This window comes from Mesorhizobium sp. BE184 (assembly GCF_031457045.1).
GTDB lineage: Bacteria > Pseudomonadota > Alphaproteobacteria > Rhizobiales > Rhizobiaceae > Mesorhizobium.
On sequence record NZ_JAVDVU010000002.1, the window covers coordinates 665,451 to 684,516 of the forward strand.

The window sequence follows — 19,066 nt, forward strand, 5'->3', positions numbered from 1 at the left end:
AAAGGGTTCAAGGCCCAGCCATCAAAGGGAAAGCGCCTGTAGCGCTCCGCCTCATAAAGTGGAGAAAAACAGGAAAGTCAAATCAAATCGCCAGGAAAAACCAATCGAAACAATAGTTTAGAATTATTCTAAACTGCATTAGTCATGTTTTCGGAGAGATGGTGCGTCGTTACGAAGCCACCCATGTCTTGACAGCCAGCGCTGGCGATGCGACCCGAAGTGGCCTTGCGGTGAAGCTGGACAATCGCCACCTGCTGCGGACCAGAACAGATTCAAGAAATTGACCGTCATGGACAACAGCGTCGTTATCGTAGGAACCGGACATGCAGGCGTACAGGCCGCCGCCAGCCTTCGCGAGGAAGGCTTCGAAGGGCCGGTGATCCTGTTGGGCGAAGAGCTCGATCTTCCCTACCACAAGCCGCCATTGTCGAAGACCTTTATCAAGGATGCCGAAGCGAAGCCGCAACCCTTGCGTGGCGAGGTGTTCTACACCGGTAATGCCATCGATTTCCGCCCAGGCCTGCGCGTCGAACGCATCGACCTTGCCGGCCGGCAACTGGAACTCGCCGGTGCCGGCGCACTGCCCTTCGGCAAGCTGATCCTGGCGACCGGATCGCGGCCGCGGCTCCTGCCGCTGCCCGGAGCCGATCTTGCCGGCGTGCTTTCCTTGCGATCGCTCGGCGATGCGCGGCTGATCCGCGAGATCAGCGCCGGATGCGAAGACGTGGTCATCCTTGGCGGCGGCTTTATCGGACTGGAAATCGCCGCGACGCTTTCCGCCGCGGGCCGCAAGGTGACCGTAGTCGAAGCCGTCGACCGCCTGCTGGGCCGTGTCGTCGCGCCTGCCATCGGCAGCCACGTGCGGCAGCGGCTGGAGGCGATGGGCGTGCGGGTCATCACCGGCACGACAATATCGCACCTCGAAGGCGAGAACGGGCACGTTACGGCGGCGGTCACTTCGTCAGGTGAACGACTGCCGGCCCGCATGGTCATTGTCGGCATCGGCGTCGTGCCGAACATCGAGCTGGCCGCGGCCGCCGGCATCGAAACCGGCAACGGCATCCGGGTCGACGGACAGATGCGCACCTCGGCCCCGGATGTCTTCGCGGTTGGAGACGCCGCGCTCTACCGGCACTGGCTGACCGGCGACGACGCGCGGCTGGAATCGGTCCAGAACGCCACCGACCAGGCCAAGCTGGCGGCGAAAACCATCGTCGGGCATTCGGGCGGCTATGGCGCCGTTCCGTGGTTCTGGTCGGATATCGGCGATATGAAGCTGCAAATGGTGGGATTGCCGACGGGCGGCGACAGCCATGTCATTTCCGGCGATCCCGCCGAAAACAAATTCTCGATCTACCACTATGCCGGCGACCGGCTGTTGGCGATCGAATCCATCAACAAGCCGGCCGACCACATGCTGGGCCGCAAGATGATCGGCGCCGGCTTCTCGCCGTCACGCGAAATGGTTGCGGCAGGCACCGACGCGCTCAAGCCGGCGCTGGCGGCGTTCGAGCAGGCGCAATCCGCTACGGCCGTTGGATAAGTATTTACCCTGGTCGGCAGAAATGCGGCATGTGACGGCCGGTAAGACCGCCAAGAACCCCCAAGATGCTTAGGGTTGGATGCTTGCGCGCCGCGCGCCCTGTTCTTATATACGCCCCACAACCGTGCGGACCGCGTCAAAGCTGCGGCGCCGTGCGGAATTCTTGTGAACAGGGGCTTTCGCTGGAACGCCTGACAGGGTCCTTGAAAGCCTGCTTGATGGAGAGACTGAACCAATGGCAAAAGTAATCGGCATCGACCTTGGAACAACCAATTCCTGCGTCGCCGTCATGGACGGCAAAGACGCCAAAGTGATCGAGAACGCGGAAGGCGCGCGCACCACGCCGTCGATCGTCGCTTTCAGCGGCGACGGCGAACGTCTCGTCGGCCAGCCGGCAAAGCGTCAGGCGGTCACCAATCCCGAAAACACCATCTTCGCGGTCAAGCGCCTGATCGGCCGCCGCTACGACGATCCGGTGACCGAGAAGGACAAGAAGCTTGTCCCCTACAAGATCGTCAATGGCGACAATGGCGACGCGTGGGTCGAGACCAACGGCAAGAAGCAGTCGCCTTCCCAGATCTCGGCGATGATCCTGCAGAAGATGAAGGAAACGGCGGAAGCCTATCTCGGCGAGAAGGTCGACAAGGCCGTCATCACCGTGCCCGCCTATTTCAACGACGCCCAGCGCCAGGCCACCAAGGACGCCGGCAAGATCGCCGGCCTGGAAGTGCTGCGCATCATCAACGAGCCCACGGCCGCGGCACTTGCCTATGGCCTCGACAAGAAGGAAGGCAAGACGATTGCCGTCTACGACCTTGGTGGCGGCACCTTCGATATTTCCGTACTGGAAATCGGTGACGGCGTCTTCGAGGTGAAATCGACCAATGGCGACACCTTCCTCGGCGGTGAGGACTTCGACATGCGGCTTGTCGAGTACCTGGCGTCCGAGTTCAAGAAGGAACAGGGCATCGACCTGAAGAACGACAAGCTTGCCCTGCAGCGCCTCAAGGAGGCGGCGGAAAAGGCCAAGATCGAGCTGTCGTCCTCGGCGCAGACCGAAATCAACCTGCCCTTCATCACCGCCGATGCTTCGGGTCCGAAGCACCTGACGATGAAGCTCACCCGCGCCAAATTCGAACAGCTTGTCGATGACCTGATCCAGCGCACCGTCGGGCCTTTGAAGGCAGCGCTCAAGGATGCCGGGCTCAAGGCTGGCGAGATCGACGAAGTGGTTCTGGTCGGCGGCATGACCCGCATGCCCAAGGTCCAGGAAGTCGTGAAGCAGTTCTTCGGCAAGGAGCCGCACAAGGGCGTCAACCCGGATGAGGTTGTGGCGCTTGGCGCGGCGATCCAGGCCGGCGTGCTGCAGGGCGACGTCAAGGACGTGCTGCTGCTCGACGTGACCCCGCTTTCGCTCGGCATCGAGACGCTGGGCGGCGTGTTCACGCGTCTTATCGAACGCAACACGACGATCCCGACCAAGAAGAGCCAGACTTTCTCGACTGCCGAGGATTCGCAGTCGGCGGTGACCATCCGTGTCTTCCAGGGCGAGCGCGAAATGGCGGTCGACAACAAGGCGCTTGGCCAGTTCGACCTGGTCGGCATCCCCCCGGCGCCGCGCGGCGTGCCGCAGATCGAGGTCACCTTCGATATCGATGCCAACGGCATCGTCAACGTGTCGGCCAAGGACAAGGGCACCGGCAAGGAGCACCAGATCCGTATCCAGGCTTCGGGCGGTCTTTCCGATGCCGACATCGAGAAGATGGTCAAGGACGCCGAGGCCAATGCCGAGAGCGACAAGCAGCGGCGCGGTCTGGTCGAGGCCCGTAACCAGGCCGAGGCCCTCGCGCATTCCGCCGAGAAATCGCTGAAAGATTATGGTGATAAGGTCTCCGAGGCTGACCGCACCGCGATCTCCGATGCAATCGCGGCGCTCAAGACCGCCGCCGAAGGTGACGACGCAACTGAAATCGAAGCCAAGAGCCAGGTGCTGGCGGAAGCTTCGATGAAGCTCGGCCAGGCCATGTACGAAGACTCACAGAAGGAAGCCGCCGAGGCCGACGCCCGGGCGGATGCCGCAAAGGACTCGGATGTCGTCGACGCCGATTTCGAGGAACTCGACGAGAACGACGACAAGAAGAAGAGCGCTTGAAGAAACATCTTCTAGAATCTGCTGTCTTGCGGCCGGCGAAAACGCCGGCCGCAAACGTATTGGCTGGCCTTGTTTTACTGTTCTTGGCCACGCCTGCTGCTGCCGACGCTGCATATGAAGCAAGTATCTATCGCAGCCTTAAAGCGGTGGAAATTAGAATAAACGAAGCTCTAAAAGCTCGAAACCTTACAAGCTTGAGGCGACAGGCCGACAAACTTGGCTTAGTCGTGGACCGGGCTTTTGCACGCCGAGAACGCGACCGGACAAAATTGTCTGATTGCGAGAAGGCCTCGGCATTTTTGGATCATATCGCGATCTACGCAGAGCGTGGATTTTTCTACAAGAAACAGGGAAGCGAATTCGGACAGATTGTCTTGGATGGCATAGATCGAGAGATCGAAAACTACACGGGCGCCATGAGAAGTTGCGAACGATTGTTGGAACTGCCTCAAACCGAACGGCCACCATTCGCCCGTTCTCTGAAAGGTCCATCAGATGAGTAGGTACGGCCTAGACAATCCTGAATAAAATCTGCTCGCATCGGTTCGCCTATAGCATTGGCGATGCCGACTCACTAAATCGATGGCGAACCTCCACTATTCGCAGGATGACACCATACAATGCGCCAAGACATTGAACATCCGGACTTCGGAACGACATGAAAGCGGATTTCTACGAAACGCTGGGCGTTCAGAAGGGCGCCGACGAAAAGGAACTGAAAAGCGCGTTCCGCAAGCTTGCCATGCAGTTCCATCCTGATCGCAATCCGGGCGACGACGCCTGCGAGCACAAGTTCAAGGAAATCAACGAAGCCTACGAGACGCTGAAAGACCCGCAGAAGCGCGCTGCATACGACCGTTTCGGCCACGCGGCGTTTGAACATGGCGGCATGAATGGCGGCCAGGGCTTCGCCCAAGGCGGCTTCGCCGACATCTTCGAAGACATATTCGGCGAGATGATGGGCGGCCGCCGTCGTTCGTCCGGCGGTCGCGAACGCGGCGCCGACCTTCGCTACAATATGGAAATCACGCTGGAGGAGGCCTTTGCGGGCAAGACAGCGCAGATCCGCGTGCCGGCATCGATTTCGTGCACGGAGTGCTCCGGTTCCGGCGCGAAGCCGGGCACCCAGCCCGTCACCTGCTCGATGTGCCAAGGCCATGGCAAGGTGCGCGCCAGCCAGGGCTTCTTCTCGGTCGAGCGCACCTGTCCGCAGTGCCAGGGCCGTGGCCAGACGATCAAGGACCCCTGCCCGAAATGCGCTGGCCAGGGCCGCGTGACCGAGGAGCGGTCGCTTTCGGTCAATATTCCCGCCGGCATCGAGGACGGCACCCGCATCCGCCTCGCCAATGAGGGCGAAGCCGGCCTTCGCGGCGGACCCTCCGGCGATCTCTACATATTCCTGGCGGTCAAACCGCACGAATTCTTCCAGCGCGACGGCGCCGATCTTTATTGCAAGGTGCCGATCTCGATGACGACCGCGGCCCTAGGCGGCTCCTTCGAGGTGGCAACGCTGGATGGCACCCAGACCCGCGTGAAAGTGCCGGAAGGCACGCAGAACGGCCGGCAGTTCCGTCTCAAGGGCAAGGGCATGCCTATATTGCGGCAACCGCAGATCGGTGACCTCTACATCCAGACGGCAGTGGAAACCCCTCAGAGCCTGACGCGACGCCAGCGCGAACTTCTGGAGGAGTTCGAACAACTGTCGTCAAAGGAAAATTCACCGCAATCCAGTGGCTTCTTCTCGCGGATGAAGGACTTCTTCGAGTCGTTCGGCGAACGTTGACAACGACAAAAATTGTCTTGGTAACGACATTTTCTGGGTGCGCCTGTCTTGCTCCCTTGTGCGTAGCTGATAAGTACCCCTGGGGAGCGCATGAGGAGAGCTTGCATGGCACGGCCCGGATTGAGGAAGGCGTTCGCCGAGAAATTCGACGACGAGCTGAAGTTCTTCAAAGGCTGGATCGACAGGCCGAAGGCGGTCGGTTCGATCGTGCCGACCAGTTCCGTCACCGCCCGCAAGATGGCCTCGGTCATCAATCCCAATTCGGGATTGCCGGTGCTCGAGGTCGGGCCGGGAACCGGCGTCATCACACGGGCGATCCTGGCGCGCGGAATCAAGCCGTATGATCTCTACGCCGTCGAATATTCGGACGATTTCGTCCGCCACCTGCGCCGCAGCTATCCTGGGGTCAACGTCATCGAAGGCGATGCGTTCAATCTCTCCGCCGCGCTGGGCGACCACAAGGATCGCACCTTCGATTCCGTCATTTCAGGCGTGCCGCTGCTGAATTTCCCTGTCGAGCAGCGCATCCGCTATCTGGAAAGCCTGCTCGACCGGATTCCAGCCGGCCGGCCGGTCGTCCAACTCACCTACGGTCCGATGTCGCCGATTCCGGCTGGCAAGGGCGACTATACGGTGAAGCATTTCGACTTCATCATCCGCAACATCCCGCCGACCCAGCTTTGGGTCTACCGCCGTGGCGAGCCCGCCTGACGACGACCAGCCTGGGAACTGCATCCGGGCGTTGAAGTGCGCAGGGTTTTGCCTGTAGCGTCTCCGCAAAAGGAATGCTCATGGCCCTCATCCCAAAAATCCTGATCTTCGCCGGTTCGATCCGGACGGGCGCCTACAGCGGCAAGACCGCCGATGTGGCGTACAGGACGCTGGCGCTGCAGGGTGCGGACGTGACCCGCATCTCGCTCGGCGATTATCCGTTGCCTATCTTCGATCAGGATCTCGAGAAGGAAAAGGGCATTCCCGAAAATGCCCTGCTTCTGTCGCAGCAAATCGCCGCGCATGACGGGGTGCTGATCGCGACGCCCGAATACAACGGCTCGACCTCGCCGCTGCTCCTCAACGCGCTCGCCTGGCTGAGCCGGGTACGCCATGACGGCAAATGGAGCGCCCTGCAGGGCAAGCCGGCAGGCCTGTGCTCATCCTCCAGCGGCGACATGGCAGGCATTCGCGCCATCAACCATCTGCGCGCCATCCTGGTGCGCTGCCGGATGGAGGTGGTGATGGCGGAGTGCTCCGTGCCGGATGGGGGCAGCGCCTTCGATGCGGACGGCGATTTCGTCCACGAAAGGCTGGACAAGGCGATGCAGGCGCTGTGTCACGACCTGATGTCGGCGGCCCGGCATCTTTCGGTGAGGATCGAGCCGTGATCGGGGTCTACCTGACGCATCCGCAGGTCGAGATCGACGCGTCCGTTCCGGTACCGCAGTGGGGTCTTTCGGCGGTCGGTGCCGCGCGCGTCGATGCGCTGCTGGCAAGACAATGGATATCCAGGATCGGCCGCGTGGTTTCGAGCGACGAGCGCAAGGCAATCGAAACGGCCCGACCGATCGCCGAGACGGCGGGATGTGCACTGTCGATCGAACACGACATGGGCGAGAACGACCGATCCTCGACAGGCTTCCTCGAACCCTCGGCTTTCGAGAAAGCCGCGGATGCCTTCTTTCTTCATCCTGAGATGAGCTGGAACGGCTGGGAGCGCGCTGCCGATGCCTCGGCGCGGATTCGCGGCGCCGTGGAGCGGGTGCTTCAGACCCATCCCGGCGACATCCCCATTCTTTTCGTCGGCCATGGCGCCGTGGGAACGCTGCTGAAATGTCACTTGGCAGGGCAGTCGATCGCGCGGAGCGAGGACCAGCCGGCCGGGGGCGGAAATCTCTTTGCCTTCCGGCTGCGGGATCGCGCCCTGCTGTGCGGCTGGAGGGCGATGGAAGAGTATCCCGGCTTTTCGACATCCTAGTGTCTGCGATGTTTGCAGGAACTCGACATCGAGGACACAGCCCCTATTGCGTGCGGCCGCTGGCCTGTTGACGCCGCCGGCACCGGTCAATAGCACAGGCTGATTGCTCGGCCGCAGACAAGGAGAATGGCATGCCCAAAGGATACTGGATCGCTCGCATCGATGTGCATACGCCGGAGCGCTACAAGGATTATATCGATGCCGCGACGCCGGCATTTCAGCGGTTCGGGGCCAAGTTCCTTGCGCGCGGCGGCGCTGCCGAAGCGGCGGAGGGGGCCGGTCGCAGCCGCAATGTCATCATTGAGTTCGAATCCCTCGCGGTCGCACGCGACTGCTACCATTCGCCCGAGTACCAGAAGGCGGCGGCTATCCGCCAGAAGATTGCCGAAGGCGAGATCGTGCTGGTTGAGGGCGCCTGACCGGATTCAGGCCCGCAGTTCGCAATCGGGAAAATCCGCGGCATTGGCCGCCCGGTTTGTTTACGAAATTCGGCTATGAGGGCGTCGGCGTTGCAGGGAGCCGACGATGACGAGCCGTGAGGACAGGGCCGGACTTTACGACCATTCGACGGGCCGGATCGGCAGGGCCGCCCGCCTGTTGCGCCAGCGTGGCGTGCTGGAGCCGTTCCGCCTGGTGCGCAAGCATGGCCTGGCGGAAAGCGCGCGCTTCATTTCGCGCAACGTTCGTCACCTGATCGCCGACCGGCTGGCGCGCAAATGGGACCGCGACCACAATGTCGATACGGCCGGCTCCATCCAGCTCGCCATGCTCGATGTCGTCGGCCCCAATCGCGACAAGGGCAATGAGTGCGTCTGCACCTCGCCCAAATCCTTCGACTTCATCATGAAGAGCCTGCCGTCCGATCTCGGCGGCACCACCTTCATCGATATCGGCTCCGGCAAGTCGCGCACGCTGCTGCTGGCCTCGCACTATCCGTTCAGCAAAATCGTCGGCGTCGAATTCGCGCGTGAACTGGTGGAGATCGCCCAGCGAAACCTGCGCAGCTACAAAAATCCCCGCAAGGTCTGCGATACGCTGTCGGTGGTGCAGGCGGATGCCGCCGCCTATGAGTTCCCCGACACGCCGCTGCTCGTCTATTTCTACAACCCGTTCTCCAAGGACGTTTTCGACGTGGTCATCGCCAACCTCGTCGCCTCGCTGAAGGCCAAGCCGCGCAGATGCTTCGTCGTCTATGGAAGCTCCAGCCACAGCGCCATCGACTGGGCGCGTCCGGCAATCCGCGCGACAGGCGTGTTCGAAGAACTTCCCGTACCGCCAATGCCAAGCTTCCTCGATGCGGTGCGGGTCATCGACTATGCGGTCTTCCGCCTCGATGAGAAAAAGCTCGCCCGCGCGGGCTGAGGCTACATGAACCGGAACGGTATGCCTGAGATCAGCGCGCGCACGTAACGCGGTCTCTGATAGAGGCCGTTCAGCGAAACCCGAGGCAGCGCCGTCGGGCGCTGGGCGAGGGTTTCAGCAGTCAGAACGCCAGGCTGCGTCGTCACAGCGACGGCGAAGCCAGCCTGAGCGGCCGCCTCGAACTCCCGCTCGCCTGCCGCGGCGGCAAAGCCGTAAGGATAGGCGAAGCTTTGCGGCGCGCGTCCGACATAGGCTTCGACCGCTGTCGCCGAACCAGCCATTTCCTCGGCAAGCCGTTTTTCACCAACGCGCCGCAGATTGACGTGGGTCAGCGTATGCGCGCCGAAGCGGACGAGCGGGTCGCCGGAGAGATCGCGCAAGGCGCGTTCATCCATGGTCAGCTGGTCGACGATAGCCAGCGGATCGATCAGGCAGGAACGCGCCACGGCATCGAGGCGCGCCACCGCCACATCCTCATCCGCCGTCTGCACGAACCGGCTGATGCGGTCGAAGGCAGCCAGCTTCTGGCCGTGACTGCGAGTGGACATCGTCTCGCGTCCGTTACCGAAGTCGAACTCGAACGCCGATTTCTTGCGGGTCAACGCTTTGGCGGTTTCCCACCACATGGAAGACGTCCGCTCGACGAAGCCGCGCGTAATGAAGATGGTGTAAGGCACGCCATGACTGCGAAAGACCGGCGCCGCGTGTTCGGCATTGTTGCGATAGCCGTCATCCAGCGCGAAGCAGACGAAACGCCTGGTATCGTTCGGATCGGCCAGAAGCTTCGGCAAATCCTCGAGGGCGACCGGCGTCAGGCCGCTTTCGGCACAGACTCTTATCGCCTGGTCGAGGAATTCGGGTGTCACCGAGAGCAGAGCGTTCGGGTCGTAACGGCCTTCGCGCGCCGGCCTGACATGATGCAGGGTGAAGATCAGCCCCCGCCCCGCCGCCGCCGGCCACAGCGCGCCAGCGCGCGAGAGCGCGACCGCTTCGAGGCCGGTGCGGATGACGGCGTGCTTGAGCAGGCGCTTGGCTGTATTCTTCAACGGCATGACGGGCCTTCAGACCGGATCAGCGCAGGATGCGGCGCGTCAGCACGCGCCACGCGGTGAGCGGAATGTCCATCAGGCCGGGCAAAGGATCGCGGCCCGCGAACGTCGCCCAAGCGCGGACAGAGCCAAACGACCGCAGATAGTCGCCGACTTTCAGCGTGCCGCGGGCATTGAGCCTCACAGCCGCCACCATGTCGCGCACCATATACATCCAGGCAGTGCCGAGCCTCGCGACCGCCGTTGCCGGCTGCCTGTCATTGGCTTTTTCCCAAAGCATCGAGCCGAGATCCATTCCCGCCGCCGAGGCGAGGCCGAACCAGGACCACGGACGCGGATTGACGTCGAGGAGCTTGAGCGACCCGTCGCGCGGATCGCGCTTGAACTCGATTTCGACCAGGCCGTGATGCTGGATCGAACCGAGGAGAAGGCGCGCCGCCTCGACCAGTTCCGGCTCCTCGACCACTTCGACGAAAGTGCTGGTGTAGCCGAAATCGACCGGATACTGGCGGCTGCGGCGCGCGGTGAACTCCGCCACCGGGCGGCCCTCATACCAGAGCGCTGCATAAGAGAACTGGCTTTCGCCGCCACCGGGGATCAACTGCTGCACGACGACATTGCCGATGCCGATCTGCTCCACCGCATCGCGGTAGGCGGCGAGAAAGGCTTGGCGGTCGTCGGCGCGCACCACCTTGGCGCGGGAAAAGCGGTTGTCGCCGCCGCCCATGTTCGGCTTCAGCACCACGGGAAACCGGATATCGGCCCGCTCTGCCTCCTCAACCGAGGCAAATTCATAGGTGGCGGGGATGCCGATACCAAGTTCGGTGGCGCGCCGATAAAGCAGCGGCTTCTCGCATACCCATTGCAACTGCTCCCATTGCGGCAGCATCACCCGGTAGGCTGAGGAAAGCGCCTCCCCCGATTGCGACGCGACCCGCACTTCGGCGTCGCCGCCGGGAATGAGCAGAGCGCCGGAAAGCCGACGATCGGCGGCGAGACCGAGAAGGAAAGGTATGGCGTCCGGACTGTCGGGGCCGGCCCATTCGGCCTTGCTGCCGACATAGCGCGACCAGCCGGGCAAGGGCGTGTCGTTGCTGACAAGGACGACCGGCACGCCGCGGGAGCCGAGGCTGCGCGCCAGCGCCAGCGTTCCATGGGCGCCGCCGAGGATGACAACGGCCGGCGGAGAAGCGGTTCGGGCCGGGGCCTCGCCGATGTCCGATCTGGGCTTGATGTCAGCTGGCATCTTCGGCTCCGGCAATCGGCGCTCATCGAAAGTAAGGTGCGCCATGGCAGGCCGATTGAATTGATCCGCAGCAGCTTAAGCCACAGCGGGTTAACAAACTGCTTTTGCAGCAATGATCTAGAGTATGGAATAGGGCAGAACCGAACGCCTGTCGTGGTCAACTGCCAGCTTGCGCTTCAGCGGCGGTATAGCCCTTTGCTGGCAGGTCGCGCGCTCGCAGATACGGCACGATATACCAATCGGATCGAACGTGGCGCGGTTGGTCATGTCCAGCCCGTCGGCATAGACGAAGGCATCCGCGTAGGTCACTTCGCAGCCCAGTGCAATGGCATAGCGCCGCACCGGCGCCTTGAAGCCGCCGCTGGTCTTGATGACCTCGGTCGCGACGCTGAGATAGCGCGCGCCATCCGGCGTTTCAGCCAACTGCCGAATGATGCGGCCGGGCGTCTCGAACGCCTGATGGACGTTCCACAAGGGGCAGGCGCCGCCGAAGCGGGCGAACTGCAGCTTTGCCGCGCTGTGGCGTTTGGTGATGTTGCCGGCCCTGTCTATGCGGGCGAAGAACACAGGCACACCCTTGACGCCGGGGCGTTGCAAGGTGCTCAGCCGATGCGCCACCTGCTCGAGGCTGGCGCCGAAGCGCAGGGCCAGCAGATCGAGGTCGTGACGGAGCAAGCGAGCCGCATCCAAGAATGCCTGGTAGGGCAGAAGAAGCGCCCCGGCGAAGTAGTTGTAGAGCCCGATCTTGCAGATCTCCGCCGCCTCAGCGCTGCGGAAGTCCGCCTTGTCGACAATCGTCGCAACCTGTCTGGCCGTCTCCATCTCGGCGATCTGGAAGGCGATCTGGAAGCTGCGCGTCGCAGCCGGAAGGAAAGGGTTGAGATGAAGTACGCGTGACCCGGAATCGTAACGGCGGATGAAGTCGCCTTCGGGATCGCCCGCCGGTGCGACGCGGATGCCGTGCCGCGTCTCCAGATAGGCGCCCAGCGCAGCAGCCGTGTCGGCGCCGGTCAGACCAACATCCGCCGCCATCCGTTCGGCCGCCACGTCCAGATCGTGCACGTAGTTATCGACGAAATGAAAGAAGTCACGGACCTCCTCGTAGGAAGTCGGCTCGGCAATGGTGGCGGCGCGGCCGAGGGTATCGTCCAGGCTTGCCAATTGTTCGCCGCTGCGGCGGTAGGCCTGGTGGCAGTCGATCAGGGCACGGGCGATGGCGGGGGCGTTCTGCGTCACCAGCTTCAGTTCCTGCAGGCCGATGGCGCTGTTTTCGAACAACGGATCCGACAGGGCCTCCGACAGCGCCGAGAGCATACGGTCGTTGTCGCCCTGCGAGATGGCCGCGATATCGACCTGGAACTTTTCCGCCAGCGCCAGCAGGACAGCAGCCGACACGGGACGCTGGTTGTTCTCGATCTGGTTGAGATAGCTCGTCGAAATGCCCAAACGCTCGGCAAAAACCGCCTGGGTCGCCTTTTGCGCGTCCCGTAGTTCCCGGATGCGCCGGCCGATGAAAAGCTTGGGTAGTGCCATTCGCAAATTCGCAATTTGCAGTTCTAATTTTTGTATACTACGCTTTTGCACCTTTTCAATCGTTTTCTCCATCCGCTCTTCCCGCTAGTGCGCCTGATGACCGGCATCACAAGGATGGGAAGACATGACCCTTTTCAACGCTATCGCCACCACCGACCGGGCTGGCGCCCAGCGCGTCGCGATCGACGCGGCCACAGTTGTCGCGGCTTCGCTCCTGCTCGCGCTTTCAGCGAAAATTTCCGTGCCCTTCTATCCAGTGCCGCTGACCATGCAGACATTCGTGGTCATTGGCCTCGGCCTTGCGCTGGGACCCTGGCGCGCTCTGGCAGCGGTGCTGCTCTATCTGGCTGAAGGCGCCGCCGGCTTTCCCGTCTTTGCCGGAACGCCGGCCAAAGGCATCGGCCTCGCCTACATGATGGGCCCGACGGGCGGTTACCTTCTCGGCTACATACCCGCCGTTATGATCGGCGGCTGGCTGGCGAAAAAGGGCTGGGACCGCAACCCGTTGCGCGCCATGGCCGCCGCATCGGTCTGCGGCGCCGTCATCTACGTGCCCGGATTGCTGTGGCTGGGCACGGTCATCGGCTTCGACAAGCCGGTTCTGCAGTTCGGCCTCTATCCCTTCATCTTCGGCGACATCATCAAGGCGATGCTGGCGGCGATCGCGTTCCCCGCGGCATGGGCGGCACTCGAGGGCAAGGCAGGCCGCTGATGCGCACCGTTCTCGAACAACTGGACAGCCGGCGCGCCGAAGCGCGGCTGGGCGGCGGGCAAAAGCGCATCGACGCCCAGCACGCCAAGGGTAAGCTGACGGCGCGCGAGCGCCTTGACGTGCTTCTCGACGAGGGATCGTTCGAGGAGTTCGACATGTATGTCACCCATCGCGCCACCGATTTCGGCATGGCGAGCCAGAAGGTTGCCGGCGACGGCGTGGTGACCGGCTGGGGCACGATCAACGGCCGCCTCGTCTATGTCTTCTCGCAGGATTTCACCGTGCTCGGCGGCTCGCTGTCTGAAACCCATGCGCAGAAAATCTGCAAGATCATGGACATGGCCGTGCGCAATGGCGCGCCGGTCATCGGCCTCAACGACAGCGGTGGCGCCCGTATCCAGGAAGGCGTCGCGTCGCTTGCTGGCTACGCGGATGTGTTCAAGCGCAATGTGGACGCGAGCGGAGTCATCCCGCAAATCTCCGTCATCATGGGGCCATGCGCCGGTGGCGCGGTCTATTCACCGGCGATGACCGATTTCATCTTCATGGTGCGTGACTCCTCCTACATGTTCGTCACTGGGCCGGATGTGGTGAAGACCGTCACCAACGAGATCGTCACGGCGGAGGAACTTGGGGGCGCGCGCACCCATACGCAGAAATCGTCCGTTGCGGACGGCGCCTTCGACAATGATGTCGAGGCGCTGGAAGCCATGCGCCGCCTGTTCGACTTCCTGCCGCTGTACAATCGCGACAAGCCTCCCGTCCGCCCCTTCCACGACGACCCTTCCCGGCTGGAGATGCGGCTGGATACGCTGATCCCGGACAGCGCCAACAAGCCCTACGACATGAGGGAACTGATCCTTGCGGTCGCCGATGAAGGCGACTTCTTCGAAATCCAGGAGGCCTATGCCCGGAATATCCTGACCGGTTTCATGCGCATCGAGGGCCAGACCGTCGGTGTCGTCGCCAACCAGCCCATGGTGCTCGCGGGTTGCCTCGACATCGATTCCTCGCGCAAGGCAGCGCGCTTCGTGCGCTTCTGCGATGCGTTCTCAATCCCGATCCTGACGCTGGTCGACGTTCCCGGTTTCCTGCCGGGTACGGCGCAGGAATATGGCGGCGTCATCAAGCACGGCGCCAAGCTGCTGTTCGCCTACAGCCAGGCGACCGTGCCGATGGTGACGCTGATCACCCGCAAGGCCTATGGCGGCGCCTATGACGTAATGGCCTCCAAGCATATCGGCGCGGACGTGAACTATGCCTGGCCGACCGCCGAGATCGCGGTCATGGGTGCGAAGGGCGCGACGGAAATCCTCTATCGCTCGGAACTCGGCGACAAGGACCGGATCGCGGCGCGGGCAAAGGAATACGAGGTCAATTTCGCCAATCCGTTCAAAGCGGCGGAGCGCGGCTTCATCGACGAGGTGATCATGCCGCATTCCTCGCGCAAACGGATCGCCCGCGCCTTCGCAGCGCTGCGCGGCAAGACGCTCGATGCGCCGTGGAAGAAACACGACACGATGCCGTTGTGAGGCCTGACATGTTCAAGAAAATCCTCATCGCCAATCGCGGCGAGATCGCCTGCCGCGTCATCAAGACGGCGCGCAGGCTCGGCATTGCCACCGTCGCCGTCTATTCCGATGCCGACCGCGACGCCCTGCATGTGCGGCTGGCCGACGAGGCGGTGCATATCGGCCCCGCGCCCTCCAGCCAGTCCTACATTGTCATCGGCAAGATTCTCGACGCCATCGAGGCGACGGGCGCCGACGCGGTGCATCCGGGCTATGGCTTCCTGTCCGAGAACGCCAATTTCGCCGAGGCGCTCAAGGCGGCCAACGTCGCCTTCATCGGTCCCCCGCCTGTGGCCATCGAAGCGATGGGCGACAAGATCACCTCGAAGAAGATCGCGGCGGCGGCCGGGGTCTCGACCGTTCCCGGCCATATGGGTCTGATCGAGGACGCCAACGAGGCGGTTCGTATTTCGGGCTCGATCGGCTACCCGGTGATGATCAAGGCATCAGCCGGCGGCGGCGGCAAGGGCATGCGCATCGCCTGGAACGACCAGGAAGCCCGCGAAGGGTTCCAGTCGTCCCGCAACGAGGCGCGCTCCTCCTTCGGTGACGAGCGCATCTTCATCGAAAAGTTCGTGACGCAGCCGCGCCATATCGAGATCCAGGTGCTTGGCGACCAGCACGGCAATCTCGTCTATCTCGGCGAGCGCGAATGCTCGATCCAGCGCCGCAACCAGAAGGTGATCGAGGAAGCCCCCTCGCCATTCCTCGATGCGGCAACCCGCAAGGCGATGGGCGAGCAGGCGGTGGCGCTTGCCAAGGCGGTCGGCTATTTCTCCGCCGGCACGGTCGAGTTCATCGTCGATGGCGATCGCAATTTCTATTTCCTCGAAATGAACACCCGCCTGCAGGTCGAGCACCCGGTGACCGAGCTGATCACGGGCATCGACCTGGTCGAGGAGATGATCCGCGTGGCGGCGGGAGAGCCCCTACGCTTCGGCCAGGACGACATGAAACTCTCCGGCTGGGCGCTGGAGAGCCGTCTTTATGCCGAGGACCCCTACCGCAACTTCCTGCCATCCATCGGGCGGCTCAGGCGCTACCGGCCGCCGGTCGAAGGCCGACGCGAGGACGGCACGGTGATCCGCAACGACACCGGCGTTTTCGAAGGCGGCGAAATCTCGATGTACTACGATCCGATGATCGCCAAGCTGTGCAGCTGGGCGCCGGACCGCGCCGGCGCGGTTGCCGCGATGGCGCGGGCGCTGGACGATTTCGAAGTCGAGGGCGTCGGCCACAATTTGCCCTTCCTGTCGGCGGTCATGGGCAATCCCCGGTTCCAGGAAGGCCGATTGACGACAGCGTTCATCGCCGAGGAATTCCCGGACGGGTTTTCGGGCGTGGCAGCCAATGAAGATCAGGGGCGGATGCTGGCGGCGGTCGCGGCCTTCATCCATCTGCGTCTGCAGAAGCGCAGCGCACTCATTTCCGGCGCGCTGGCAAACCATCCCCGCACGCTCGGCACCGATTGGGTGGCGGCGGTAGCCGGCTACACATTTGCGCTGCGGACAAATGGGAGCGATCAGCAGGCCGATCTGACCTTCGACGATGGTACGATGCTTGCCGTGCACAGCACTTGGCAGCCGGGGACCTCTCACGCGATTTTCGATGTCGGCGGCGAACAGATGAGCGTGAAAACGGAGAGCGCCGGCTCCGGCATCAGGCTGCGGTGGCGCGGCATCGATACCACCGCCATCGTTCGGGCACCGCGGGTCGCCGAACTTGCCAGGCTGATGCCGGTGAAAGCGCCGCCCGACACATCGAGGCTGCTTCTTTGCCCAATGCCCGGCATCGTTACCGCCATCATGGTCGGCGAAGGCGATGCGGTCGAACCGGGACAGGCGCTGGCCACTGTCGAAGCGATGAAGATGGAAAACGTGCTGCGCGCAGAGCGCAGGGGAACGATCGGCAAGATCGCGGTCGAGGCCGGCGCCAGCTTGGCCGTCGACGAGTTGATCCTGGAATTCGCATAGGTGTCGTCATGACCGAACCGCTCGATGCCTGGCGCTCCTCAGCAAACAAGGAATTGCAGGCCGATCCTGAAACGCTGGTTTGGCAGACGCCGGAAGGCATCGACGTCAAGCCGCTCTATACGGATGAAGACGTTGCCGGTGTCGATCATCTTGGCTCTTTGCCGGGATTCGCGCCCTTTGTCCGCGGGCCGCGCGCCACCATGTATACCGGGCGACCATGGACGATCCGCCAATATGCCGGCTTTTCGACGGCAGAAAAATCCAACGCCTTCTATCGCAAGGCGCTGGCGGCGGGCCAGAAGGGCCTGTCGGTGGCCTTCGATCTCGCCACCCATCGCGGCTATGACAGCGACCATCCTCGCGTCGAGGGCGATGTCGGCAAGGCCGGCGTCGCCATCGATTCCGTCGAGGACATGAAGATCCTGTTCGACGGCATTCCGCTGGACGAGATGTCGGTTTCCATGACCATGAACGGCGCCGTGATTCCGATCCTGGCCAGCTTCATTGTCGCTGGCGAGGAACAGGGCGTGCCGCGCGCCAAGCTCTCGGGCACGATCCAGAACGACATCCTCAAAGAGTTCATGGTGCGCAACACCTATATCTATCCGCCCGAACCCTCGATGCGGATCGTCGCCGACATCATCGAATACACGGCGACGGAGATGCCAAAGTTCAACTCCATCTCGATCTCCGGCTATCACATGCAGGAGGCCGGAGCGACGCTGGTTCAGGAGCTTGCCTTCACGCTTGCCGACGGACGCGAATATGTGCGCGCGGCGCTGAAAAAGGGGCTCAATGTCGATGCCTTCGCCGGGCGGCTTTCCTTCTTCTTCGCCGTCGGCATGAACTTCTTCATGGAAGCTGCGAAGCTGCGGGCGGCAAGGCTCCTGTGGACTCGCATCATGGAAGAGTTTGAGCCGAAGAAGGCGTCCTCGCTGATGCTGCGGACACACTGCCAGACATCCGGCGTGTCGCTGCAGGAGCAGGACCCGTACAACAACATCGTGCGCACGGCCTATGAGGCGCTTGCCGCCGCACTTGGCGGCACGCAGTCGCTGCACACCAATTCCTTTGACGAGGCGATCGCGCTGCCGACGGAATTCTCCGCCCGCGTCGCGCGCAATACGCAGCTCATCCTGCAGCATGAGACAGGCGTGACCAGGGTCGTCGATCCGCTGGCCGGCTCCTACTATGTCGAGTCGCTCACCGCCGAGCTTGCCGCGAAAGCCTGGGCCCTCATCGAGGAGGTCGAGGCCATGGGCGGCATGACCAAGGCGGTCGAGAGCGGGCTGCCGAAACGGCTGATCGAAGAGGCGGCGACCCGGCGTCAGGCCGCGGTTGACAAAGGCGAGGACATCATCGTCGGCGTCAACAAATACCGGCTCGAGCAGGAAGACGCGATCGACATACTGGAGATCGACAACAGCGCGGTGCGCAGTGCGCAAGTCGCCCGCATCCGGCAGACAAAGGCCCGGCGCGATGCCGGACAGGTCGAGGCTACACTCGCCGAACTGGAGAGGGTTGCCCGCGAGGGGACCGGCAATATTCTGGGGTCGGCCGTCGAGGCGGCGCGCGCGCGCGCCACCGTCGGCGAAATATCCGAGGCGCTGCGGCGCGCGTTCGGCGACCATGCCGCGATACCGCAAGTGGTGAAGAATGTTCATAGGGCCTCTTACGCGAACGAGCCCGAATACGAGACGCTGACGGCACGCATCGATGCGATCTCCCGCACATTGGGCGAGGCGCCGAAGATCATGGTGGCGAAGCTCGGCCAGGACGGTCATGACCGCGGTGCCAAGATCATCTCTTCGGCTTTCGGCGACCTCGGCTTCGAGGTCGTGGCCGGACCTCTGTTCCAGACGCCAGAAGAAGCGGCGGCCATGGCGGTGGAGGCCGAGGTGCGGGTTCTCGGTGTTTCGTCGCTTGCGGCGGGTCACAAGACATTGCTGCCGCAACTTGTGACGGCGCTGGAATCGCGGAACGCCGGGCATATCATCGTCGTCTGCGGCGGCGTCGTGCCGCGCCAGGATTACCAGTACCTGTTCGACCACGGCGTCGCCGCCGTCTTCGGTCCCGGCACCAATGTGCTCGACGCGGCCCGCGCCGTTCTCGATTTGCTGGAAGGTAAGCGCCGCAACGACTGACCCAACGCCCAACCAAGGTTGACAGG

General features: G+C 62.9%; 16 protein-coding genes. 13 read left to right on the top strand and 3 right to left on the bottom strand.

The window, feature by feature from the left end; all coding sequences use genetic code 11:
• Positions 1–289: 289 nt before the first annotated feature.
• From J2X35_RS11325 to J2X35_RS11365, 9 genes are all read left to right on the top strand, one after another.
• Positions 290–1,543, top strand: coding sequence for an FAD-dependent oxidoreductase (locus tag J2X35_RS11325; RefSeq protein WP_310185387.1), 1,254 nt, complete (start codon positions 290–292; stop codon positions 1,541–1,543).
• A gap of 235 nt (positions 1,544–1,778) precedes the next feature.
• A complete protein-coding gene (dnaK, locus tag J2X35_RS11330; protein ID WP_056113770.1) occupies positions 1,779–3,695 on the top strand; it encodes a molecular chaperone DnaK in 1,917 nt (638 codons plus the stop codon).
• Complete coding sequence (locus J2X35_RS11335) at positions 3,692–4,198, top strand: hypothetical protein (RefSeq protein WP_310185390.1); 507 nt, start codon at positions 3,692–3,694, stop codon at positions 4,196–4,198. The genes dnaK and J2X35_RS11335 overlap by 4 nt, the downstream gene beginning before the upstream one ends.
• A 155-nt stretch (positions 4,199–4,353) precedes the next feature.
• Positions 4,354–5,478 (top strand): molecular chaperone DnaJ, encoded by a 1,125-nt coding sequence (gene dnaJ, locus J2X35_RS11340; RefSeq protein ID WP_056113766.1) that lies wholly within the window; start codon positions 4,354–4,356, stop codon positions 5,476–5,478.
• A 105-nt stretch (positions 5,479–5,583) separates the two neighbouring features.
• Positions 5,584–6,189, top strand: coding sequence for a phospholipid N-methyltransferase PmtA (gene pmtA, locus J2X35_RS11345; protein WP_310185395.1), 606 nt, complete (start codon positions 5,584–5,586; stop codon positions 6,187–6,189).
• Positions 6,190–6,269: 80 nt separating this feature from the next.
• Positions 6,270–6,860: an NAD(P)H-dependent oxidoreductase gene (locus J2X35_RS11350; protein ID WP_310185397.1), complete on the top strand. Its 591-nt coding sequence runs from the start codon at positions 6,270–6,272 to the stop codon at positions 6,858–6,860.
• Entirely contained in the window at positions 6,857–7,450 is a 594-nt protein-coding gene (locus J2X35_RS11355) for a histidine phosphatase family protein (RefSeq protein ID WP_310185401.1), read from the top strand. The genes J2X35_RS11350 and J2X35_RS11355 overlap by 4 nt, the downstream gene beginning before the upstream one ends.
• 131 nt (positions 7,451–7,581) lie before the next feature.
• A complete protein-coding gene (locus J2X35_RS11360; protein WP_056113757.1) occupies positions 7,582–7,869 on the top strand; it encodes a DUF1330 domain-containing protein in 288 nt (95 codons plus the stop codon).
• A gap of 106 nt (positions 7,870–7,975) precedes the next feature.
• Positions 7,976–8,812 carry a class I SAM-dependent methyltransferase gene (locus J2X35_RS11365; protein WP_310185403.1) on the top strand — a complete coding sequence of 279 codons (837 nt, stop codon included), beginning with the start codon at positions 7,976–7,978 and terminating at the stop codon, positions 8,810–8,812.
• Between the two features lie 2 nt (positions 8,813–8,814).
• On the opposite strand, the gene J2X35_RS11370 is transcribed toward J2X35_RS11365, so the two are convergent.
• The 3 genes from J2X35_RS11370 to J2X35_RS11380 all read right to left on the bottom strand — a co-directional run bounded on the left by J2X35_RS11370 (position 8,815) and on the right by J2X35_RS11380 (position 12,640).
• Entirely contained in the window at positions 8,815–9,864 is a 1,050-nt protein-coding gene (locus tag J2X35_RS11370; RefSeq protein ID WP_310185405.1) for a polysaccharide deacetylase family protein, read from the bottom strand.
• A 19-nt stretch (positions 9,865–9,883) separates the two neighbouring features.
• Positions 9,884–11,107 carry an ATP-grasp domain-containing protein gene (locus J2X35_RS11375; protein WP_310185408.1) on the bottom strand — a complete coding sequence of 408 codons (1,224 nt, stop codon included), beginning with the start codon at positions 11,105–11,107 and terminating at the stop codon, positions 9,884–9,886.
• 117 nt (positions 11,108–11,224) lie between these two features.
• Positions 11,225–12,640: a short-chain fatty acyl-CoA regulator family protein gene (locus J2X35_RS11380; protein WP_310185410.1), complete on the bottom strand. Its 1,416-nt coding sequence runs from the start codon at positions 12,638–12,640 to the stop codon at positions 11,225–11,227.
• A gap of 124 nt (positions 12,641–12,764) precedes the next feature.
• Between J2X35_RS11380 and J2X35_RS11385 the strand changes: the two genes are divergently transcribed.
• Genes J2X35_RS11385 through scpA form a run of 4 tightly spaced genes read left to right on the top strand, consistent with a single transcriptional unit; the run spans position 12,765 to position 19,040 of the window.
• Positions 12,765–13,352, top strand: coding sequence for a biotin transporter BioY (locus tag J2X35_RS11385; RefSeq protein ID WP_310185412.1), 588 nt, complete (start codon positions 12,765–12,767; stop codon positions 13,350–13,352).
• On the top strand, positions 13,352–14,884 hold the full coding sequence (locus J2X35_RS11390) for an acyl-CoA carboxylase subunit beta (RefSeq protein ID WP_310185414.1): 1,533 nt from the start codon (positions 13,352–13,354) through the stop codon (positions 14,882–14,884). Before J2X35_RS11385 ends, J2X35_RS11390 begins: the two co-directional genes overlap by 1 nt.
• An 8-nt stretch (positions 14,885–14,892) precedes the next feature.
• Positions 14,893–16,896: an acetyl/propionyl/methylcrotonyl-CoA carboxylase subunit alpha gene (locus J2X35_RS11395; RefSeq protein WP_310185416.1), complete on the top strand. Its 2,004-nt coding sequence runs from the start codon at positions 14,893–14,895 to the stop codon at positions 16,894–16,896.
• Between the two features lie 8 nt (positions 16,897–16,904).
• Positions 16,905–19,040 (top strand): methylmalonyl-CoA mutase, encoded by a 2,136-nt coding sequence (scpA, locus tag J2X35_RS11400; protein WP_310185419.1) that lies wholly within the window; start codon positions 16,905–16,907, stop codon positions 19,038–19,040.
• Positions 19,041–19,066 lie beyond the last annotated feature (26 nt).